This is a genomic window from Paenibacillus sp. J45TS6, assembly GCF_018403285.1.
In the GTDB taxonomy this organism is placed as follows: Bacteria; Bacillota; Bacilli; order Paenibacillales; family Paenibacillaceae; genus Paenibacillus.
In genome coordinates this window covers 129,157-150,593 of the sequence record NZ_BOSJ01000002.1, presented here as the reverse complement: position 1 = coordinate 150,593, position 21,437 = coordinate 129,157, and the positions used below count along the sequence as shown (strand labels likewise).

The window sequence follows — 21,437 nt, the reverse complement described above, 5'->3', positions numbered from 1 at the left end:
ATCAGCCAATAAGTTTCAGGCCGACAGCGGAACAGAGAATCATGGAAATAAATAATAAACGTTTCGCTTCTTTCGGTTCACCAAATACGAACATACCGACAAGTGTACTTCCTACGGTACCAATCCCTGTCCACACGGCATAAGCTGTACCCATGGAGAGGGATTGCATAGCATAAGAAAGAAGAGAGAAACTGAGGAGGAAACTAAGTCCCATGAGCAGAAAATATTTTTTGCCTTTACCTGTCGTGAGCCCTTTAATCCCAATGACTCCAAGGATTTCACTCATTCCTGCGAGAACGACTGCTAACCATGCCATCTAGACAGCACCTCCTTGTGAAGACGAAGACTCTGTCTTGGAAGACTCGTCCGTAACCAGCTTGAGTCCGATTACCCCTACAAGTAAGAGCGCGATCAGCAAAACTTTTGTAATACGGAAGGGTTCCCCAAACAGGAGCATTTCAGTGATAACAGTCCCTGCTGTACCGAGACCAGTAAATACGGCATATACGGTGCCGACTGGAAGTTTTCTGGACGCTTCAATGATAAGCCAGAAGCTAGCCGCAATGGATAGTACGGTTCCAATCCATTCCAGCGGGGTGGAGGCGTGCTTAAGACCAGATACCCATAGGATCTCAATGACCCCTCCGAGCACAACGAATAACCAGTAGCGATTCATGATGTAGACTCCTTTTTCTCGAATTGATGTATAATTCCTTGCCAAAATATAGGCCAGGCTGCCTGAAGCCTCTTTTGATAACGAGCCGAGTCCCCATAGAGCAGCTCTACGGATACTCCGTCAATCAATGTCATATAAGCAACGGCAAATTGCATGGCTTCTTCTTGAGAAAGCTCACCGTTCCAAGCTTCTGATGCAATAAACTTGGCTAGTGTTCTCTCTAGCCCGTCTAAGAAGGGATATACAATATCCATGACTTCCCTATATAAAGCTTGAGGAGGGAAGTAAGACGTTCGCAACAGGAATCTGCCCGCATCCTGAGATTCAAATTCTTCTTGAATCCAGTCGAGTAATCCTCGCAGCCTGAGCTCCAGTGGTGATCCAAGATTTTTTTGCTCCTGAAAAAAGGTGAGAATTCTCCTGCGTTCCAGCCCAAATACATAGCGTACGACATGAAGGAATAAATCCTCCTTGTTTTTATAGTGCGCATAGATGGAAGGCTTCTTAATCCCGACTTCCTCGGCAATTTTACGAAGCGAAGCTCCTTCATAACCTTCACGAGCAAACTGGGTCAGAGCCACTTGTTTAATAGAGGTTGAACTCATTTTCTATCACCTACCTAACGATCGTTAGCCTAATGTATTTTTTCATAATCGAATTTCGATGTCAACCTTCTCTTTAGCTCATAACCACCGAAAGTTCATGACAAAAACCCGCTTCTGCAGCGGGTTTTCGGCCGTCCCTATGATGATGAGTTAGAACGTAGTGAAACCAAGAGAGTATTGCAGTTTATATAGAATGTCTTTGAAAAATGGGATGTCATCTTTATATTCGGCTAGATCGAGTGTAAATTCGGCATCTTCATTCGTCCACAAACGCTCAAAGTATTGATTCATTTGGGTTACCAGTTTACTGTCTTCGGGAGCTTCCATATAGAGATCATTCTCCAGATTATAATTATTCAGATTACGCGGCGTAAAATTAGTTGAGCCTCCCAAAATCAGCTGAGGTCCGTTACTGCGTGAGAGATACAGAAGTTTTGTATGGTACTGTTCTTTGGTGGTATTGTACCACCTGATTTCAATGTTCCCCTCTGATTCGTCTGTGAGTTCCTGGGCAACGGGCCGATTTGGAATCCCTATTTTTTTCTGACCAAACGCATTTTCGTTCGGGTCTAGAATCAGTTTTACCGCAGCTCCGCGTGAAGCCGCCTCTAGCAGTGCTGATTTGATATCACGGTCCGCGAGATAGAACATGCCCATCCAGAGGGTGTCTCCTTTTTTCGCTTCATTGATGAGGTTAACTGCGTATCCTGCAACTTTCCCTTCGGTCAGGTAACGAACGCTGATGGGACCTAACTCGTCTTCATGAGAAGGAGTAAAGACCGGGAGTTGTCCTCCGCCTGAAATATCCAGTACCGCTTGTTCGGCTTTGAGCATATCCCCTATGATATTCCCGCTGACTTCAAAGGCAATATTAGAGTGATAAATACTAGGGTCATGTACATTAGCCGAGGCCACAATCGCGTTTTTCTCACTGGCTACTAGTTTTCGGTGATTGGCTTTTACATTCATGAGTTTAAGATAGGACCGTAATGTAACATCGGGACCATCGCTTGCCATGAGATTGGGGAGCCATCCGTTACCGGACTGTCCAAACCACTGAAAATAGGTACGCCATACCGCTGAATACAGCGGTGTAGAGTCGCGAAGTGAATCCACATCGGTGATAACAACCCGTATTCCATGTTGCTTCATTCGCTCAAGCAGTGCATTTGGATGAGAATTATAATTGGTATTTACTTCATCTGTAATGAAGACAATGTCCATTTCCGGGTTCTCTTTCTTTTTGTTCACAAGCAGGTTCGTAAATCGTTCACTCGCTTCGGGAAATTTCTGATCGGTATGCTGGTAATTGTTAAATAAAAATAGATCAATGACTAGAAACTGCTGCGCTTCGTTCACAATCTTCTCCATGCGTTTAATAATCTGCTGCTCATGTTCCATCTTTCCATTTGAGGAAGGGTAGGTAAGGTCTGTTATGAAGTCAACATCCTCTACTTGATGGACCTGACCTTCAAAAGCAACACCCTCAGGCAGAGGTTTATTCATTTGATAGATGACAACGGCAGCAAGCCAAACGATATTAACAAGTAAAAACCAGAAGATGAATTTCTTTACCGGCCTCTTTTTTTTGGTCGCTGATTTTATAGGGTAAGAGGACGGGGAATACGGTATTACTGGATTATTTTTAGAATGCTTGTTCATACGAAACATCCCTTCAAGTAAATAGTTGATATATGTATACAGGCCTATTCAAGCAGGTAAGCAGGCAGCCTGAACACTATTAACACCAACATACACCTGTTGAAGCATGGTCCTCTTATCCTATATACAAGAGTAGAGGAACAAGGGTTATCGACAGTGAATTTTGGTTTGTGTATAATGAATGTACTATTTTTGTAGAATGTTTAAGGAGACTTCTCCTTAAGGCACGGACCGGATGATAGAAGAGAGTGAGTGAATGCCTTTTGTATTCAATTAAACAGGTTACTGAAATGTTGGGGATTCCTGCCGTAACCCTGCGGGCGTGGGAGAACAGATATCATGCGGTGGAACCCCTGCGAACAGATTCCGGATACCGAATCTATACGGAAGAAAATGTAGAGGATTTGCGCTGGCTCAAAGAGCAGGTCGATTCTAACCATATGAGCATTTCCCATGCGGTACGATTGTTAAAAACCCATAAGGAAGAACAAAGTAAAGCCGATGCAGTACTCGCCCAGCCCATTCCACAGGGTGGAAATGAAGATGCATTTCGGAAAATGGAAGATCAAATTTACCAGTCTTTGTTTCAATTCCAGGGAGAACGAGCAAACGCTCTTATTGATTTTGGATTTACGATGTACGGATACGATGCGATGTTTTATCAAGTGCTGGTGCCTATACTGATTCGGGTAGGGGATGCGTGGGAGAACGGACGAGCTTCGGTTGCTCAAGAACACTATATGACGCAGCTGATCTCTCAGCGGTTTTATCAGTTCTTTCATTTATTCCCGATTTATCCTCACTTACCAAAAGTGCTGGCCATGTGTCCAGAAGGAGAACATCATCAGGTCGGTCTAATGCTCTTTAGTTTATTCTTAAGAAAGAATGGAGCAGAGGTACTTTATCTAGGTGCAAATACACCTACCGAGGGAGTGCTTCCCATTCTCAAGGATCAGAAGATTGATCTTGTATGTATTTCGGTGACGAATGAAGAGATGGCTGAAACAGCGGACAATGTGATAACAACGATTCTGAAGCATGCTCCAGATATACAGTTTGCGCTCGGTGGACAAGGGTATGAAAAAGCAAAAAATCCGAAGTATCCGCAGTGGATCATGACGGGAAGTGCTCATGATTGGCAGGACTGGTTTACAGAAACGTATATGGCGAAATTCCATCCGGGAGATCTATATTTTAAAAGATAGATACAGAATACAGTGAAACAGTAGCGATAAATAATATACTAGCACGCTCTTTGATATGAAAAGAGGGTGCTTTTTTGTTTTTTGAATGCTGTTTTTGTGTTCAGGAGAAGAAGTTAGTGTAAAAAGTTTGTATAATGTTTGTCTTAACTTTACTTTATCCACGATGATTTGTATTATATTTGTATAACGTTATGGATGAATATATTGGGAAGATTGTGAATATTGTCTATCATATCCGCTAATCCTAACCGTAATTATAGAAAGGTGAGTCTGCAATGAACCATAATCAGAACAAGAGACAAGCTGTTGTCATTGGAGCTGGGCCTGGGGGGTTGGCGGCAGGGATGCTGCTTGCCGGCCAGGGATATAAAGTTGATATATATGAAAAACAAGCGGGGATTGGAGGACGATCTGCGAGACTAGAGCTTGGAGACTATCGTTTCGACCGCGGAGCTACCTTTTTGATGATGCCCCATCTGCTTGAAGAAATGTTCCAGAAGGTGGGCAGGTCTTTATATGATTATGTGGATATGCAGCAGCTCGACCCACTGTATTCTCTCCATTTTGGGGATACCGTATTCAGACCTTCCAGTGATGAAGAGAAGACAGCGGCAGAGATTGCACGCGTGTTTCCAGGAGATGAACAGAACTACAGAAATTTTATGCGGGATGAATCGGTTAAATACCAAAAGGTAGAGCCGCTCCTACGCAGACCTTTTGGCAAGTTATCTGATTACATAAAACAAGATGCGATCAAGGCACTTCCTTATCTTCATCTACAAGATACGGTTTACGGCAGACTCTCTCGGTATTTTCAAGATGAACGGCTCCGGTGGGGATTTACTTTCCAGGCTAAATATTTAGGGATGTCCGCTTGGGATTGTCCAGGAACGTTTACGATTCTTTCTTATATAGAACATCATTTTGGATTACATCACCCGAAAGGCGGAGTCAATCAGATCTTCCAAGCGATGGCCGATGTCATTCGGGAGTATGGAGGAACGATCCACACAAGTACGGCTGTGCAGAAGATTCAAGTGGAGCAAGGCAGAGCGCAAGGTCTTTTACTTGAGAACGGGGAAGAAGTGAAGGCAGATCATGTTGTGCTAAATGGAGACTTCGCTGCATCGATGAACAAACTGTTTGAGCCTGGGGTACTGAAGAAATACACGCCTGAGAAAATCAAGGATATGAAGTATTCCTGCTCCGGTGCCATGCTTTATCTTGGCGTGAACAAGAAAATCGACCTTGCTCATCATTCCGTTCATTTTGCCGCCGATTATCGTAAAAATGTGGATGAGATGACGCTGCATAAGGTTTTATCAGAAGACCCTTCCATTTATGTTCATAATCCGTCTGTGCTTGACCCGACTCTGGCGCCGGAAGGCAAGTCATCCCTGTATGTGCTGATGCCAACACCGAATACGACAGCGGATATAGATTGGGATGGACAGCGAGCAGAGATCCGGCAGAGAATGATGGATCGTCTGGAACAGATTCCGGAACTTGCAGGTTTGTCTGAATGTATCGAAGAAGAGATGTTTTTCACCCCGCTTCAGTGGGAAAAAGAGCTGGATATTTATAATGGAGCGCTCTTTAATCTCTCACATAAGCTTGGCCAGATGATGTATTTAAGACCGCATAACCGATTCGAGGAAGTGGAAGGTGTCTATCTCGTCGGCGGTGGAACCCATCCGGGCAGCGGTCTGCCTACCATTTTTGAATCTGCCAAAATATCTGTGGGGTTAATTCAAGAGGATGACGCCAAAAAACAAACCGCACGTCCCCTCATTAAAAAAGGGAAGGAAGCAGGGCAATGGACATGAACAAGAAACAGATTGCCATTGTAGGCTCTGGAATCGGTGGGCTGACAGCCGCTCTGCTATTAACGAAACAAGGATATCAAGTGACGATCTATGAAAAATCCCATCGTACAGGCGGCCGGCTTGCTTACGAAGAAGAAGGGATATATCGAATTGATCAGGGGCCGACGATTGTTTTATTGCCGGATATGCTCCTGAGTATTCTGGAAGAAGCCGGCGTGGATCGTTCCAAAGTGGAACTGATTCGCTGCGATCCGATGCACCGTTTTTATTTTGAAGATGGAAGAGTACTGAATAAGTGGTCAAGAAGGGAAGAACAGGTAGACGAGATTAACCGTGTATTCCCAGGTGAAGGCAAAGGGTTTGAGCAGTTTATGGCCGATATGGACCCGCTGTTTCCAAGAGGGGTAAGTGCAATTCTTGAGAGGCCTTTCCCGAAGCAAAGGGATTTCTATACTCGCGAGATGACGGGCCTTCTAAAACAGATGAGAGCTTATACGAGTCTGCGTTCTGCGATGAGCCGTTACTTCCACAGTGATCAACTGAAAGATGCTTATTCTTTGCAAAGTTTATACATCGGCGGGTCACCGCTGTCGACACCCGGTATTTATACCTTGCTACCTTATGCAGAACATGAGTATGGAGTATGGATTCTCAAAGGCGGATATGCTTCACTGGCTTCCATACTGGAAGAGGAATTAAAGAATCGCGGGGTAATCTTTCATTTCGGTGAAGAGGTTACGTCGCTGGTGATCGAAGAAGGAAGCTGCAAAGGAATCGTGACTTCACAAGGAACAACTCATTATGATGCTACCCTATTTAATGGCGATTTTCCGCAGATTACAGAGCTTCTGGCTCCGAAGCAACGACGAAAAAGACGTGCATACAAAGCATCTTCTGGTTGTTTGCTAGTATATTTGGGCGTAGAAAAAAGGTTTGAGGAAGCAACGACGCATCAGTTTTTCCTTCCGAGCGCTTTTGTCTCTAACATGAAAGAAGTGTTTCAGAAGCATAGGCTTCCTGAACATCCTTCCTTCTATGTATTTAATCCCGTTCATGCGGATGCATCTGCGGCACCAGAAGGTCATAGTGTTCTCTATTTTTTAATACCTGTACCCAACGCCGAAAGATTCTCTCATGGGGAGGAAACGGATAAGCTGGTAGAGAAAGTGCTTGAAGAGGCAGAAAAAAAAGCATTCCCAGCCCTCAGGGAAAATATCCGCTGGAAAAAAGTGCGTACACCAAACGACGCCAAGCGTGATGGATTGTATGGAGGAGGAAGCTTTGGCATCGCGCCGGTATTGTCTCAATCCGGAGTTTATCGTCCTCAGCCGAAACCTTATCCGAATATCCAGGGTTTGTATGCGGCAGGCGCTTCGATTCATCCAGGCGGGGGCGTGCCCATCGTGATGCAGGGCGCGAAGCTGGCAGTTAATCAACTAATAAAGGAGTTGAGATCATGAACGAAATGATATTCGAACGCTGTGAGGAAATGATCAAGAAGGGTTCGACTTCTTTTTATCATGCTTTTTATGGTTTACCGAGTCCCAGGCGTGAAGCCGTATTTGTGATATATGCATTCTGCCGGATCATCGATGACAGTGTAGATGAACCAGAGAAGGCCCCTTATTCTATTCATGAGCTTCGAGAACAATTACATGAGCTTGAAAAGGCCGAGGGTCACTTTATATGGCCGGCACTTCGCTGGTTGTTTGATACGTTTCCCATGTTGTCAAAAGCCCCATTTTTCAGACAAATGGATGGACAATTATCAGACTTAACCCTGACTCAGTATTCTACGGTAGATGAGCTTGAGCACTACTGCTATCTGGTTGCAGGGACGGTTGGTGAGATGCTGCTTCCCGTGCTTCGCGATGACAGCGGAATAAAGGTCATGGAATCAGGGATTGCACTAGGCAAAGCAATGCAGATTGTGAACATCATTCGGGATGTTGGAGAAGACCAAAGGAGAGGTCGCCGCTATCTCCCGCTAGAGATGATGAAAGCCCATGGCTATACAGAAGAAGACTTTCATAACGAAATTATAGATGAACGGTTTGTATCTTTGCTTACCGAATTAAGAAAGATGGCACTAAAATGGTTTGAAATCGGATTATCGGATATAGGGACTTATCCTCAAGTAAGCGGCTTTGCCATTGAACTCGCTTCATCATATTATGCCTCGATCTTACATGCAGTAGAGAGTAATGAATATGATGTGTTCACAAAGCGGGCCTATGTTGATGATGAAACGAAAATGCACTTGTTTTTAGAAGTAGCTTCTAGATATCCTGCTCTATTAGGAGAAGGACCGAAAGCAGCGGTATCCTAATGGTTCAGCTTATTTACTGGATTTGGTACAGTATTGGAGCGGTTTTGTTATTAACGATCGGCGTCCCCGATGCGCTCTCGTTCTCAAATGGCATGTTTCTCATTTTATATGCACTATGTGCTGTTGATCTTATTTTTAGTAAAGACGTGAAAAACCCACTGTCCGACCAGTCAGTCATTTGGTGGAAGAAACCAAGATTCTGGGTGATGGCAGTCGTCATTTGGACTGGGGGAATGGGTGTAGAATGGGTGGGGGTCCATACGGGTTGGCCGTTTGGATCCTATCATTATTCCTATTTATTTGGACCTCATTTGTTTGCCGTTCCTTTTACGCTCGGATTTGCCTGGATTGCTGTGGTTGGAAATTCAGCTCTTCTCAGCGGGGGAGGAGCCGGCTGGAAGAGTAAAGGAATAAGAGCAATAAAAACAGGAGCATGGGCACTTATGATGGACTTGGTACTTGATCCGGTAGCTCATCACCGAGAATTTTGGAGCTGGGAAGCTGTTGGTGGATTTTACGGGGTTCCGTGGACCAATTTTGTAAGCTGGTTTGTTATGGGAGGCCTGTTGTCACTCTTTATTCCGCCGATCCCGAAGGACCCTGTCGTTCAGCGAAAAGCAAAAGTTCTATACCAGCTGTTTATATTGCTGTTTGGATTACTTGCTCTTCAAGCCGGACTCTATGGCAGTGCCATGATTGCTGTACTTGGTATTCTGCTTGCTGAAGGGAGACATCAGTATGCTGTCCGCAAACAAGTCTCGGTTTTTTGATCAGATATTTTTTCTTTATCACCAAAAATACCTGCTCGAGCGGCGGTTTAGATATGTCGGTTTTACCGGTGATCTAGACCCTTCGCTCGTAGAGGGCAGACCTGTGTTATATATCATGAATCACAGTTCGTGGTGGGATGGTCTGCTGGCTTATCAAGCTTTTCGTAAGCTTACGACCCATGATCACTACGTCATGATGGAGGAGAAACAGCTCAAAAAGTTCACCTTTTTTCGCAAATTAGGAGCCTTTTCGATCAACAAAGAGTCTGCCTCTGATGTGAAGGCTTCCTTTGAATATACAACGCAGTTATTACGTGCTGGCAAACGGGTATGGATGTATCCCCAGGGAAAAATCATGCATCAAGATCTGCGTCCACTCACGTTGCAGCGCGGAATCGGAGTTTTACTGAGACGGGTGCCGGATGCTGCTGTAATACCGGTAACTCTTGTACACGGGATGTATGGGCAGGACAAGCCGGAAGCACTGCTGATGGCTGGTACACCGCTGCTGGACAATTGGGGAATGATGGACAGCAGATTGATTACAAATAGACTTGAGACCGTAATGGAAGAACAACTAGACAGTCAAAAATTAGAGGTAATGAAGGCTGTAAATAATCGTCCCGAGCGATATCAACCTCTAACGAAATCAGGACGTTCCACAAGCGAACATTTTGATCATGTATTTGTACGGAAGCGGGGATGAATCATGAATATTGTTCACACTCTGCTGCTGATCCTCTGCGGTATTCTTGCCGTTCAGCTGCTCTTCTCCCTCTGGAACCGGACAAAGCTTCCACTCCTTGGGGTGCCGGATGGTAACAAAGATTGCACTGCAGATCACACCCCAAGTCACACCGCAGATCGCACGAAAGGCACTCGCATCTCTGTTCTGATTCCTGCCCGGAATGAACAGATTCATATTAAAAATTGTGTGGAAAGTGTGCTGGCTGCGGATACAGAGGGCATACAGCTGGAGGTCATTGTTCTCAATGACCGATCCGAAGATAAAACCGGTGAGATTCTAGAACAACTAGCGGCAAAAGACCATCGGCTGCGCATTCTGCAAGGTAAGGAACTTCCCTCAGGATGGATGGGTAAATCCTATGCATGCCATGAGCTTGCTCAGCAGGCAACCGGAGAGTGGTGGCTGTATATGGATGCCGACGTCAGATTGGAAAAAACGGCACTGACCGCGGTGCTTACCACTGCGCAAGCTCAACAAAAAGGACTTGTTACGGGTTTCCCCCGCCAAATTACAGCAACATGGCTTGAGAAACTGGTCGTACCTATGATGAAATTTACGATCATCAGTCATCTGCCGATTGTGCTAGTGAGAGGTTCACAGAATCCCCGTTTTGTTGCGGCTACCGGTGCCTTTATGTTTATTCACCGGGATACCTATAAAGCAGCAGGAGGGCATGAAGCAATTAAGGCAGATTTGCTGGATGATATGCAGCTTGCCCGTGCAGTGAAAAAAGCAGGTCATCCGGTTATTCTCGCTGATGTTCATCGTCATACACGCACAAGGATGTACCAGAATGCATCCGAGGTATGGAACGGATATAAGAAAAATATGTACGAGGGCCTCGGGCGCAGTGGTTTTCTTTTAGCGGGGATTCTTGTGATGTATGCTGCTCTCTATCTTCTCCCGCCGATCAGTTTTCTGATTGGAATGTTCACTGGCGACTTTAAAGTAGTGGCTTTGGGAGCGGCAGGGACTTTACTTGGAATGCTAGTGAAAAGAGTGGCCGATCTTACTGGAAGCCATCCATTCTGGTTAAGTTTACTGCACCCAGTCAGCATTCTTTTTGTCATTGCCATTGGTATCTCATCCTGGCTTGGAGCTGTGACCGGTAAAGGTTATGTGTGGAAAGGGAGGCACTATCATTGAACAATCAAAAGGTAGTTATTATTGGAGCCGGATTCGGTGGGTTGTCTTCTGCTATACGTCTTGCCACACTAGGCAGAGATGTGACGATCATTGAGCGGCAGCAACAGGCGGGCGGGAAACTGCAGCGAATTCAGCTTGGCGATTACCATTTTGACCGGGGGCCTAGCACCATTACGATGCCCCATGTCTTTCGGGAAGTGTTTGAACTAGCTGGTGTACAGATGGAAGACTATGTGAAAATGTATGATCTCGAGCCAAGGACAAGAAATGTATTTGCTGACGGGACAACGGTAGACCTGTCTAGCGATCGTGCCTTTATGAAAGAGCAGATTGCCGCATACAGCGAAAAAGACGCACAAAACTACGATGCCTTTATGAATGAATCCAAAGCGCTTTATAGGGAAGCAAATCAGAAATTCCTTGGGCAGCTGATGATTCGTCCTCAGGATAAATATAATATATCGATGTTAAAAAGCTTACTGCGTGTCAGACCCGTGACGAAGCTGAATACACTGCTTCAGCGTTATTTCACGCATCCAAATACACTCCAAATGTTCGGCAGATACGCCACTTACGTTGGTTCTTCGCCTTATGAAGCACCTTCGATCTTCGCCATGCTCGCTCATGTGGAAGCAGAGCTTGGGGTATATGGCGTAGAAGGAGGCACGTACTCCCTGGTGTCTGGAATGGAGAAGCTCGCGCGGGAGAAAGGGGTTATCTTTCGGACCGGAGAAGAAGTGAAGAGAATTAAGACTCACCACAGCAGGATTACTGGAGTAGAGACGGACAGGGACGAATATAAGGCAGACGTTGTTATTGCTAACGGGGATGTACTTCGTATTCATCAGCTGCTGATTCCTGAATCGGAACGTCCATCGATGAACAATCGAAAGATTGAGCAGTATGAGCCCTCCTTATCAGGGTTTGTCACACTTGCAGGCATACAGCAACAGTATGACAAACTTCTTCATCATACCGTCTTTTTCCCAGATAATTATCAAGCGGAATTCACGGATATTTTTGGTAAAAAGAGAGCTCCTGAAGATCCGACGCTATATCTTTGCTACTCTGGGTATTCAGAGCTGGGAATGGCACCAGAAGGGGGCAGCAACCTTTTCATTCTTGCCAATGCACCTTATGTATCAAAGGAATGGAATTGGGAGCTTGAGTCGTCTGCTTATCAGAATAAATTGATCCGCCGGCTTGCAGAGCTTGGTGTGACGGGTTTGGAACGAGCAGATGTGATGAGTCACTATACCCCAGAAGATATTCAGCGTGATACCCTTGCTTACCGGGGCAGTATCTATGGCATCTCTTCCAACAATCCGAAGCAGACATTCACAAGACCGTCCAATCGTTCCAAAGATATAGAAGGGTTATGGTTTGTAGGAGGGACTACACATCCAGGAGGGGGAACTCCTATTGTCACCCGCTCGGGAAGGCTCGTGGCGGAGGAGATTGCTCGTTAGAGCATATCTAGGTAAACACAAAGTAACATAAGGTAGACACAGGGACAGGCGGAGCAAGCTGCGCTGTAAAACAAGGCGGGAACCTTATTTATAAGGTATAATGACTCTATCTAGCTTGAAATGGAATGGGTAAAGGAGACGGGATATGCGGGAAGCGGGACGAGATAATCAATTACATAAGGATCAAGATTTTCAGGGGGTTGGCGAGCATTTGCTGCCTGAAGTGCCGACCGGCGAACGGAAAATAGAACATGTCCGGCTCTGTCTTAATGAAGACGTGAATGCACAGGGGATCACAGCTGGATTTGAATCTTACCGGTTTCGGCATGCAGCACTGCCTGAGCTTGATTTCGCTGATGTTCAGCTGAATACGATGTTTCTCGGACAAGAGCTCCGCACACCGTTTCTTATCAGTTCTATGACAGGCGGAAGTGGGGCGACAGGAAAGATTAATGAACGCCTGGCAGCGGTTGCTGAAGCAAGAGGCTGGGCTTTTGGCGTTGGTTCCGTAAGGGCAGCAGTCGAAAAAGAAGAACTGGCGGCTTCTTTCTCTATGAGAAAGTTTGCGCCCACGATTCCCATTATTGCGAACCTCGGCGCCGTTCAGCTGAACTATGGGTTTGGTAGAGAAGCATGTCAGCGGGCGGTTGATATCGCAGGTGCGTCGATGCTTGTGCTTCATTTAAACGGTCTGCAGGAAATTTTTCAGCCGGAAGGAAACACGAATTTCAGCGGGCTGCTGAAGAAGATAGAAAAGCTCTGCGGGGAACTCTCTGTACCTGTTGGGGTCAAAGAAGTAGGCTGGGGAATTGATGGAGAGACAGCAGCAAAACTTTATGATGCCGGAGTTTCTTTTATTGACGTTGCAGGGGCCGGCGGGACAAGCTGGGTTCAAGTAGAGAAGTTTAGAAATGAAGACAAGATGAAAAAAGCAGCGGCAGAAGCATTTGTAGATTGGGGAATCTCTACAGCCGAATGTATAACAGAGGTGCGGCAGATGAATCCCGGGAAAGCAGTGATTGGTAGCGGCGGGCTCGCTTCCGGTGTAGATGCGGCCAAAGCGATTGCACTCGGTGCTGATCTTGTTGGTTTCGGAAGATCACTTCTTGGAGCAGCTGTTGAATCGGAAGAAGCCCTTCATCATCGACTTCACCAAGTTGAATTTGAACTGCGAACAGCGATGTTCGGGGTAGGCGCCCCGCGTCCTATTGAATTGCAAGGTACGAAGCGTTTGATCAGAACGATCAAGTAAGGACGGTGTCACCATGCAGCTTGAACTAATAGCAATGGATAAAGAACAATATGAAGACTTTATGGCGTTTACACTTGTGACCTATATGAAAGAGAAGATAAAGGCAGGCACCTGGATTCCAGAACATGCAGAAAGTCGAGCGCTGGAGGATATGAGCAGGATTCTTCCAAAAGGGTACTCCACGGAAAATGCTTATTTTTACCGGGTTATTGATATGGAGCTCCCCACTCCTGCTGTCATCGGATTTATTTGGTTTAATCTCTATAGAAGAAATAATAAGAATGAATTATTCTTATACGACATTACCATTCTGGATGAATACCAGGACCAAGGATATGGTACAAAGACGATGTTCCTTCTGGAAGAAGAGGCTAGAAAACTCAAGGCAGATCTCATGGGACTGCATGTTTTTGGACACAATGAGCGGGCTTTGCATTTGTATCAGAAAATGGGATATGATGCTAGAAGTATTACGCTTTATAAAGAGTTGTCATGATTCCTTATTGATTAGTAGGGGAAAAAGGTACATAACAAAATCACCGCAGTGGAATATGTGGCTTAAGAAAAGTAGCAAGAGGGGAAAGCTGCCATAGGTAATATCCTTGAAGCCCTTCTTGTTCTCATATATAATTAGAAAGATTGTTTGATGGAAATCGTAATATACACCAAATACATTTGAGGAGTGTTTATATAAATGGCTTTGAAAGCAGGGATTGTAGGGTTACCGAACGTAGGGAAATCAACCCTTTTTAATGCAATTACACAAGCGGGCGCAGAAAGTGCCAACTACCCATTCTGTACGATTGATCCGAACGTGGGGATCGTTGAAGTTCCAGATGAGCGTCTTGATAAATTGACAGAACTCGTAGTACCGAAAAAAACAGTACCAACGGCTTTTGAATTTGTGGATATCGCGGGACTCGTGCGCGGTGCAAGTAAAGGTGAAGGGCTAGGCAACAAGTTCCTTGCTCATATTCGTGAAGTGGATGCCATTGTACATGTGGTTCGCTGCTTTGAAGATGAGAACGTAACCCATGTGGATGGCAAAGTGGATCCAATCTCCGACATCCAGACAATTAACCTGGAACTCATTCTTGCAGACATTGAAAGTGTTGATAAACGAATTGAACGTGCGCGTAAGAATATGAAGGGCGGCAATAAGCAGCACGCTCAAGAAGTGGAAGTTCTAGAAAAAGTAAAAGCGGTACTTTACGATGATAAACCAGCTCGCAGTATCGAGCTGACAGATGATGAGCATTTGATTCTTCGCGATCTACACTTGCTAACGATGAAGCCGGTTCTTTATGCAGCGAACGTTAGCGAAGATGAAGTTTCTTCTGCAGACAGTAATCCTTATGTACTGAAAGTAAAAGAATTTGCAGCCGATGAGAACGCAGAGGTTGTTCCAATCAGTGCGAAGGTAGAGTCTGAGATTGCTGAGCTTGAAGGCGAAGACAAAGCAATGTTCCTTGAAGAGCTCGGACTTGCAGAGTCTGGTCTAAACCGTCTGATTAAAGCAGCTTACCGTTTACTTGGTCTGTACACTTATTTCACAGCAGGTGTACAAGAAGTTCGTGCATGGACCATTCGTAAAGGAACAAAAGCTCCGGGTGCTGCGGGAGTAATTCATACGGACTTTGAACGTGGATTTATTCGTGCAGAAGTTGTGTCATACGATGACCTTGTGGCTGCAGGTTCAATGAACGGTGCCAAAGAACGCGGTCAGCTTCGTCTTGAAGGTAAAGAATATGTAGTACAAGACGGCGACGTAATGCACTTCCGTTTTAATGTATAGAATAGCTTCTGACAGTGAAGCCTCAGACTCCTCCTCACGGGATGAGCCTGGGGCTTTCTTCATGAATTCGGCATGGAGTGATCTGTATGATTCTGGGCGCCAGTCCGTATCTTCTCAAGGGCTTTGCCGTATGATATAATAAAGAGTCGCCAGAGTAAACTGCGACGAGTGTTTATTCTATACTAAAAGGATGGATGACATTGTAGCGATACAAATCATCAATAACAAGGCACAATTCATTTGAATATCAACAGTTGGAAGCTTTCATCATATATAGACAAACATTGAATATGGAGAGGTGATTTTACTTATGCTGGATCGTTTACAAGCATTGGTTGATCGATATGAGAAACTGAGCGAACTTTTGTGTGACCCGGATGTAGTCAGTGATAATAAGAAGCTGAGAGATTACTCTAAAGAGCAGTCCGATCTGCAGCCCGCTTATGAAGCTTACATGGAATACAAGACCGTAATGGAAGAACTGGAAGCAGCTAAGCAGATGCAAGCGGAGAAATTGGACGATGAGATGCGTGAAATGGTCAAAATGGAAATTGATGAACTGAGCACGCGCCAGAAAGAGCTGGAAGATAAGATTCATATTCTTCTGCTGCCAAAAGACCCGAATGATGATAAGAACGTAATTGTCGAGATTCGCGGCGCGGCTGGTGGAGATGAAGCGGCTCTATTTGCAGCTGATTTATACCGGATGTATACACGTTATGCGGAATCTCAGGGCTGGAAAGTGGAACTGATGGACGTAAATGAGAATGACCTCGGCGGATTCAAAGAGGTGATCTTCATGATTAACGGACGCGGTGCATACAGCAAAATGAAATATGAGAGTGGTGCCCACCGTGTTCAGCGGATTCCTGCAACAGAATCCGGCGGCCGGATCCATACCTCTACTTCTACAGTAGCGGTAATGCCGGAAGCAGAAGACCTTGACATCGTTATTCATGATAAAGATATTCGTGTAGATACGTTCTGCTCCAGCGGCGCTGGCGGACAGTCCGTTAATACGACCAAATCAGCGGTTCGTGTAACTCACGTTCCAACGGGAATCGTAGCAACTTGTCAGGACGGAAAATCCCAGAACTCGAATAAGGAAAAGGCATTGCAAGTTCTTCGTACACGTATTTTTGATATGATGCGTCAAGAGGAAGAAGCAAAAATTTCCGGAGAACGGAAGAGTAAAGTGGGAACAGGAGACCGCAGTGAGCGGATTCGTACGTATAATTTCCCGCAAAGCCGTGTAACAGATCACCGCATCGGTTTAACCGTGCATAGACTCGATCAGGTGATGAACGGTGATATTGAAGATATTCTGTCTGCTCTCACTGTTGCACAACAAGCAGAGCTAATGGAAAAAGGGGAATAATGCTTGATGCGGCAAGAATTTAACTTACCGCAGGGAAGCAGCAATCGGGAAGCCTTTGTGAAGGCTTCCTCTTTTTTAGAGGATTGCGGCGTAATGGAGCCGCAAAACAATGCACGGCTTCTGCTGATGCATGTGCTTGGCCTCGAAGGAGCTGCTTATTATATGGCACAGCCGGAACCATTTCCGGCGCAGCGGATCACAGCTTTCACGGATGCTGTGAATCGGAAAGGCCGCGGAGAACCCGTTCAATATATAATTGGACAGCAGGAATTTTACGGACTGCAGTTTGAAGTAAGTCCAGCTGTGCTCATTCCAAGACCCGAGACCGAGCTATTGGTCGAGGCGATTATGAAGCACGGCGATGTACTGTGGCCAAGCGGAACTCCGCGGGTCATTGATATTGGTACTGGCAGCGGCGCTATTGCGGTGACGCTGAAAACCGAGCGCCCGCGCTGGGACGTCGCAGCCAGTGACATCAGCCCAGATGCGCTGGAAGTTGCCGCGAAGAATGCAGCGGCAAACGGCGCAGCTGTATCCTTTCGTGAGGGCGACCTGCTCACGCCCTTCGCGGGAGAAAGGTTCGACATCTTGGTGTCGAACCCGCCTTACATCCCGGCGGGAGATATCGCGGGACTACAGCGCGAAGTGCGCGAGCATGAGCCGCGCACAGCTCTTGACGGAGGGCCGGACGGGCTGGCTCCGTACCGAATCATGATGGCGCAACTGGACTTGCTTGCTGCACCGCCTGCCCTGGTTGGATTTGAGCTTGGTCAAGGGCAGGCGCAAGATGTGGCAGAGCTGTTAAGGCAGGCCGGTCACTGGGATCAAATTGAGATCGTGTCCGACCTAGCCGGCATCGAAAGACATGTCATTGGCATTCATACAAAGGTGACGAAATTGTAAGCTGCAGAACATTTTCTTTTTACGATTTCATCCTTTACAATAGAGGGTAGTGTCGTTTCGTGTCGGTATAGATCGTAGGAAATATAGGGGTTCTAAACCTCCCTTATCGTGTTACAAAGCTAATTATTATGTAAGGCTGGTTAGATTAATGCCCAGTCTCGCCTTTAGGGGGACGGTTCATGCTGCAAAAGTTTAAGAAGATGGATGTACCCATACTGATGATCATCTTTATGCTGATGATTATCAGTATTGTATGTCTGTATAGCGCTACACATGGTGATGCAAAGCTCGAAGGACATCATATTAAAATGCTTGTCTTCTATATACTTGGATTTGGCGCTGTGTTTGCTATAACACTTGTCGATTACAGATTGCTTGTCAAATATGCGCTGTATATTTATTTCTTCGGGCTGCTTATTCTGTTGGCGGCTAATTTCTTTGGAGGAAAATTGAATAATGCAACAGGATGGATTAGTCTTGGTCCGATTTCCATTCAACCTGCTGAGTTGTTCAAGCTGATCTTGGTTATTTTCCTGGCTTCGGTGCTCATCAAAAGAGGCAAGGCCAAGCTAGAATTCTGGAGAGATGTAGTTCCGATTGGACTCATGACCTTTGTTCCATTTGGCCTCGTTATGCTTCAGAATGACCTCGGTAATGCGATGGCCTATGTCGTGATCTTAATTGGACTGCTCTGGATTGGTAATATTAAAGCATCCCACGCCTTAATCGGATTTGTCATTATTGCCGTACTCGTGGGCGGCGGGATCAAACTTTATAAGGTATATCATGATAACATTTATGATTATTTGGATAAGCTCGGTCGCGCCCACTGGGCAGAGCGGTTTGATCCATGGCTCGTGCCCGAAAAGGCTACAGCCAAAGCTTCCTGGCATACAGATAATGCCAAACTTGCGATTGGTTCAGGCGGAATTACAGGCAAAGGATTTATGGAGGGGACTTCCGTTCAATCCGGCCGTGTTCCATATACCTACTCTGACTCCATTTTTGTACTGATTGCAGAAGAGTTTGGGTTTGTAGGTTCTTCGGTCGTATTGCTGTTATATTTCATACTGATACATAGGATGATCTTGATAGCACTGGAATCAAAGGAACGATCAGGACCCTATATTATCGTCGGGATTGTCGCGATGTATTTGTATCAGGTATTTGAGAATATAGGTGCATTTATTGGACTAATGCCGCTGACCGGGATTACACTGCCGTTTATCAGTTACGGAGGAACATCACTGCTCATTAATATGGCGAGTATCGGACTCATTATGAGCATCAAAGTACATGGACAAGAAGTCGATGATGATATTCTTGCTCCAGGGGCAAACGGTCAGAACAAGAAACGCATGTTTGGACGTAAACAAGCTAAGGCGTAGATTTTAATCTTTAATTAGAAAATTCAATAATGAATACCAAGGATACATCGATAAAATGAAGCATCATCACGGTTACCCTCTTTTTGAAGAAGGCTCGTGATGATGCTTTTTTTGTACAGGCGTAGCTCATTCTATGAAACTATGAGTTCTTTTTAATAAAAATAAGTTTGCTAGGTTTAACTCTACCAACTCGCGGACATACTGATAGACATGAAGAGTTCGAGGGGGAGAAGAACATGCGGAAGAGTATAAAACAGTTTTTCATGATTGTGGTGTGTATGATGATTGTTATGATGAGCTGGGAAGGTCAGAAATCAGATGCAGCCATACATCAAGCTGTCATTCCGCATGATTCGATCCGGTTACGTATTCTGGCAAATTCAGATATGCCTCACGATCAGTTGGTCAAAAGAGAGATTCGGGATGCCGTTGTTGAGCAGATGAATGAGTGGGTGCCGGCTCTTGCTGATCCGCATAATCTAGAAGAAGCTAGAACCATGGTTCGCGGACATTTGCCAGAGCTGAATGAACTGGTAGGACAGGAACTTAAAAACCGTGGATTGACTTATGAATATAACGTAGAGCTTGCGACGGTACCTTTTCCAACAAAAATGTACGGCAAACTGATCTATCCTGCCGGAGATTATGAAGCGGTTCGAGTTACCCTGGGTAAAGGGGAAGGACAGAACTGGTGGTGCGTGTTATTTCCTCCTCTATGTTTCGTTGGCGGTAAAAATGGAGATGTAGCCGAGAAGAATGTGACGGCAAGTAATGAACAAGCGGGGCAGGGATTAGAAAATGAGGGCACTATCGAGCCTGAAGTCCGATTTTTCCTATGGGATATGTTGGTGAAAGCTTGGGATTTTGTAGGGAATATAGTGGCATAATTAAAAGATAGTTTTTTTGAGATAACCTTGGTTCGAGATAACCGTAGTTTGAGATATCTTGATACTAATGGGACTTCGATTTCCTCTTAGTATATTAGTCTTTACTCTCAGCCCGAAGAATGCATGAATTGTGATATAATGTACGATAATTAATATATGAGACTGGATGATAACAACATGTGTAATGAGAAGAATTCGATAGAGAATATAGCGGACGTTAATACGGAGATTAGACCAGACATGGTGACTCACATCTGGGATGTAACAGGGGATATGAATAAAGAGGAGACAATGGAACACTTGAAGGAAGCGGCAGCCTTGCTTCAAGACGGTTCCATTGTTGCGTTTCCCACGGAAACGGTATATGGACTGGGTGCAGATGCCAGAAATACGGCAGCTGTAGAGTCTGTATTTGCTGCAAAAGGCAGACCTTCTGACAACCCGCTTATTGTTCATGTCGCAAGTAGAGCACAGCTGGACGGATTTACGGAACCGGTTAATGAATTGTCCAGCAGGTTAATGGATACATTTTGGCCTGGACCGCTTACTTTAATCCTTCCGCTAAAACAAAAAAGCTTGTCAGAGAAAGTCTCAGCAGGGCTTGATACGGTTGGTGTGCGTATGCCGGATCATCCGGTTGCACTTGAACTGATTGCCGCTGCCGATTGCCCGGTCGCAGCACCAAGCGCAAATCGTTCGGGACGTCCAAGTCCGACGACATCTTCTCATGTGAGAGAAGATCTTATGGGCCGAATTGCCGGAATTGTAGATGGCGGACCTACAGGAGTAGGGGTGGAATCTACCGTGGTAGAGGCTCATGATGATGGGACCGTTACGATTCTTAGACCTGGCGGCATTACAGCCGAGCAGCTTGCTGAGGTAGCTGCCGAGGTACGTCTCGATCCAGGCCTTTCCGTAGATTCAGTCAAGGCAGATGCTTCCTCTCCTGCACCTCGCTCGCCAGGGATGAAGTACACGCACTACGCTCCTAAGGGAGAGCTTTGTGTAGTGCAAGGCGCACCCGATGCGGTAGCCGCATATGTGAATGGTGCGCTCTCAGCAGCGGCTGCGCGCGGAGAACGAACTGCGGTGCTTGCTTTCAGCGAGCACCTGCATCTGTACCGCGCAGACGCTGTCTATTCTCTCGGCAGCCTGGAGCGGCTTGCCGAGGGAGCTCACCGTCTATACGCTGCACTGCGCAGCTGTGACGAGATCGGCGCCTCGGTACTTTACGCCGAGGCGTGTCCCCGGGATGGCCTCGGGGATGCGATCATGAACCGCTTACTGAAAGCAGCCGGTCATCAGATCATCCATGTAACTGAATAGACTTACTCGTCATGTTTCCATTCTTGTCCGCATATGGTGTACAAGAATGCTGTGTACATGGGGGTATGAACA

The 21,437-nt window shown here is 45.8% G+C and carries 20 protein-coding genes; 16 read left to right on the top strand and 4 right to left on the bottom strand.

Features of this window, described 5'->3' with window-relative positions; all coding sequences use genetic code 11:
* Window position 1: 1 nt before the first annotated feature.
* From KJS58_RS03420 to KJS58_RS03405, 4 genes are all read right to left on the bottom strand, one after another.
* The gene (locus tag KJS58_RS03420; protein ID WP_213530470.1) at window positions 2–316 is read right to left on the bottom strand and encodes a DMT family transporter; all 315 of its coding nucleotides are present in this window, start codon (window positions 314–316) and stop codon (window positions 2–4) included.
* Window positions 317–676 carry a DMT family transporter gene (locus KJS58_RS03415; RefSeq protein ID WP_213530468.1) on the bottom strand — a complete coding sequence of 120 codons (360 nt, stop codon included), beginning with the start codon at window positions 674–676 and terminating at the stop codon, window positions 317–319.
* Window positions 673–1,281: a TetR/AcrR family transcriptional regulator gene (locus KJS58_RS03410; RefSeq protein WP_213530466.1), complete on the bottom strand. Its 609-nt coding sequence runs from the start codon at window positions 1,279–1,281 to the stop codon at window positions 673–675. The genes KJS58_RS03415 and KJS58_RS03410 overlap by 4 nt, the downstream gene beginning before the upstream one ends.
* Window positions 1,282–1,431: 150 nt before the next feature.
* On the bottom strand, window positions 1,432–2,943 hold the full coding sequence (locus KJS58_RS03405) for a phospholipase D family protein (RefSeq protein WP_213530463.1): 1,512 nt from the start codon (window positions 2,941–2,943) through the stop codon (window positions 1,432–1,434).
* Window positions 2,944–3,206: 263 nt separating this feature from the next.
* On the opposite strand from KJS58_RS03405, the gene KJS58_RS03400 reads away from it, so the two are divergent.
* The 16 genes from KJS58_RS03400 to KJS58_RS03325 all read left to right on the top strand — a co-directional run bounded on the left by KJS58_RS03400 (window position 3,207) and on the right by KJS58_RS03325 (window position 21,365).
* Complete coding sequence (locus tag KJS58_RS03400) at window positions 3,207–4,148, top strand: MerR family transcriptional regulator (protein ID WP_213530461.1); 942 nt, start codon at window positions 3,207–3,209, stop codon at window positions 4,146–4,148.
* 275 nt (window positions 4,149–4,423) lie between these two features.
* Complete coding sequence (locus tag KJS58_RS03395; protein ID WP_213530459.1) at window positions 4,424–5,974, top strand: phytoene desaturase family protein; 1,551 nt, start codon at window positions 4,424–4,426, stop codon at window positions 5,972–5,974.
* Window positions 5,965–7,434, top strand: a complete 1,470-nt coding sequence (locus KJS58_RS03390) for a phytoene desaturase family protein (RefSeq protein WP_306433053.1) — start codon at window positions 5,965–5,967, stop codon at window positions 7,432–7,434. The genes KJS58_RS03395 and KJS58_RS03390 overlap by 10 nt, the downstream gene beginning before the upstream one ends.
* A complete protein-coding gene (locus KJS58_RS03385) occupies window positions 7,431–8,303 on the top strand; it encodes a phytoene/squalene synthase family protein (protein ID WP_213530457.1) in 873 nt (290 codons plus the stop codon). Before KJS58_RS03390 ends, KJS58_RS03385 begins: the two co-directional genes overlap by 4 nt.
* The gene (locus tag KJS58_RS03380; RefSeq protein WP_213530455.1) at window positions 8,303–9,073 is read left to right on the top strand and encodes a carotenoid biosynthesis protein; all 771 of its coding nucleotides are present in this window, start codon (window positions 8,303–8,305) and stop codon (window positions 9,071–9,073) included. Before KJS58_RS03385 ends, KJS58_RS03380 begins: the two co-directional genes overlap by 1 nt.
* Window positions 9,042–9,779: a lysophospholipid acyltransferase family protein gene (locus KJS58_RS03375; protein WP_213530453.1), complete on the top strand. Its 738-nt coding sequence runs from the start codon at window positions 9,042–9,044 to the stop codon at window positions 9,777–9,779. Before KJS58_RS03380 ends, KJS58_RS03375 begins: the two co-directional genes overlap by 32 nt.
* A gap of 3 nt (window positions 9,780–9,782) precedes the next feature.
* The gene (locus KJS58_RS03370; RefSeq protein WP_213530451.1) at window positions 9,783–10,967 is read left to right on the top strand and encodes a glycosyltransferase family 2 protein; all 1,185 of its coding nucleotides are present in this window, start codon (window positions 9,783–9,785) and stop codon (window positions 10,965–10,967) included.
* The gene (locus KJS58_RS03365; RefSeq protein WP_249716875.1) at window positions 10,964–12,436 is read left to right on the top strand and encodes a phytoene desaturase family protein; all 1,473 of its coding nucleotides are present in this window, start codon (window positions 10,964–10,966) and stop codon (window positions 12,434–12,436) included. The genes KJS58_RS03370 and KJS58_RS03365 overlap by 4 nt, the downstream gene beginning before the upstream one ends.
* A gap of 145 nt (window positions 12,437–12,581) precedes the next feature.
* The gene (fni, locus tag KJS58_RS03360; RefSeq protein WP_213530447.1) at window positions 12,582–13,688 is read left to right on the top strand and encodes a type 2 isopentenyl-diphosphate Delta-isomerase; all 1,107 of its coding nucleotides are present in this window, start codon (window positions 12,582–12,584) and stop codon (window positions 13,686–13,688) included.
* Between the two features lie 13 nt (window positions 13,689–13,701).
* Window positions 13,702–14,184 carry a GNAT family N-acetyltransferase gene (locus tag KJS58_RS03355; protein WP_213530445.1) on the top strand — a complete coding sequence of 161 codons (483 nt, stop codon included), beginning with the start codon at window positions 13,702–13,704 and terminating at the stop codon, window positions 14,182–14,184.
* 198 nt (window positions 14,185–14,382) lie between these two features.
* On the top strand, window positions 14,383–15,483 hold the full coding sequence (gene ychF, locus KJS58_RS03350) for a redox-regulated ATPase YchF (protein ID WP_213530443.1): 1,101 nt from the start codon (window positions 14,383–14,385) through the stop codon (window positions 15,481–15,483).
* Window positions 15,484–15,793: 310 nt separating this feature from the next.
* Window positions 15,794–16,861, top strand: coding sequence for a peptide chain release factor 1 (gene prfA / locus KJS58_RS03345; RefSeq protein WP_213530441.1), 1,068 nt, complete (start codon window positions 15,794–15,796; stop codon window positions 16,859–16,861).
* Window positions 16,862–16,867: 6 nt separating this feature from the next.
* A complete protein-coding gene (gene prmC / locus KJS58_RS03340) occupies window positions 16,868–17,764 on the top strand; it encodes a peptide chain release factor N(5)-glutamine methyltransferase (RefSeq protein WP_213531025.1) in 897 nt (298 codons plus the stop codon).
* A 179-nt stretch (window positions 17,765–17,943) separates the two neighbouring features.
* Complete coding sequence (locus KJS58_RS03335; protein WP_213530439.1) at window positions 17,944–19,152, top strand: FtsW/RodA/SpoVE family cell cycle protein; 1,209 nt, start codon at window positions 17,944–17,946, stop codon at window positions 19,150–19,152.
* Between the two features lie 236 nt (window positions 19,153–19,388).
* The gene (gene spoIIR, locus KJS58_RS03330) at window positions 19,389–20,039 is read left to right on the top strand and encodes a stage II sporulation protein R (RefSeq protein ID WP_213530437.1); all 651 of its coding nucleotides are present in this window, start codon (window positions 19,389–19,391) and stop codon (window positions 20,037–20,039) included.
* A gap of 156 nt (window positions 20,040–20,195) precedes the next feature.
* A complete protein-coding gene (locus tag KJS58_RS03325) occupies window positions 20,196–21,365 on the top strand; it encodes an L-threonylcarbamoyladenylate synthase (protein WP_374705778.1) in 1,170 nt (389 codons plus the stop codon).
* The last annotated feature ends 72 nt before the right edge of the window (window positions 21,366–21,437 follow it).

Coding starts and splice junctions, on each gene's coding strand:
- prmC (WP_213531025.1), top strand. CDS start 16,868: ATGCGGCAAGAATTTAACTTACCGCAGGGAAGCAGCAATCGGGAAGCC.
- fni (WP_213530447.1), top strand. CDS start 12,582: ATGCGGGAAGCGGGACGAGATAATCAATTACATAAGGATCAAGATTTT.
- KJS58_RS03325 (WP_374705778.1), top strand. CDS start 20,196: ATGAGACTGGATGATAACAACATGTGTAATGAGAAGAATTCGATAGAG.
- prfA (WP_213530441.1), top strand. CDS start 15,794: ATGCTGGATCGTTTACAAGCATTGGTTGATCGATATGAGAAACTGAGC.
- KJS58_RS03335 (WP_213530439.1), top strand. CDS start 17,944: ATGCTGCAAAAGTTTAAGAAGATGGATGTACCCATACTGATGATCATC.
- KJS58_RS03420 (WP_213530470.1), bottom strand. CDS start 316: ATGGCATGGTTAGCAGTCGTTCTCGCAGGAATGAGTGAAATCCTTGGA.
- KJS58_RS03355 (WP_213530445.1), top strand. CDS start 13,702: ATGCAGCTTGAACTAATAGCAATGGATAAAGAACAATATGAAGACTTT.
- KJS58_RS03415 (WP_213530468.1), bottom strand. CDS start 676: ATGAATCGCTACTGGTTATTCGTTGTGCTCGGAGGGGTCATTGAGATC.
- KJS58_RS03385 (WP_213530457.1), top strand. CDS start 7,431: ATGAACGAAATGATATTCGAACGCTGTGAGGAAATGATCAAGAAGGGT.
- KJS58_RS03375 (WP_213530453.1), top strand. CDS start 9,042: ATGCTGTCCGCAAACAAGTCTCGGTTTTTTGATCAGATATTTTTTCTT.
- KJS58_RS03380 (WP_213530455.1), top strand. CDS start 8,303: ATGGTTCAGCTTATTTACTGGATTTGGTACAGTATTGGAGCGGTTTTG.
- spoIIR (WP_213530437.1), top strand. CDS start 19,389: ATGCGGAAGAGTATAAAACAGTTTTTCATGATTGTGGTGTGTATGATG.
- KJS58_RS03370 (WP_213530451.1), top strand. CDS start 9,783: ATGAATATTGTTCACACTCTGCTGCTGATCCTCTGCGGTATTCTTGCC.
- ychF (WP_213530443.1), top strand. CDS start 14,383: ATGGCTTTGAAAGCAGGGATTGTAGGGTTACCGAACGTAGGGAAATCA.
- KJS58_RS03390 (WP_306433053.1), top strand. CDS start 5,965: ATGGACATGAACAAGAAACAGATTGCCATTGTAGGCTCTGGAATCGGT.
- KJS58_RS03410 (WP_213530466.1), bottom strand. CDS start 1,281: ATGAGTTCAACCTCTATTAAACAAGTGGCTCTGACCCAGTTTGCTCGT.
- KJS58_RS03405 (WP_213530463.1), bottom strand. CDS start 2,943: ATGAACAAGCATTCTAAAAATAATCCAGTAATACCGTATTCCCCGTCC.
- KJS58_RS03395 (WP_213530459.1), top strand. CDS start 4,424: ATGAACCATAATCAGAACAAGAGACAAGCTGTTGTCATTGGAGCTGGG.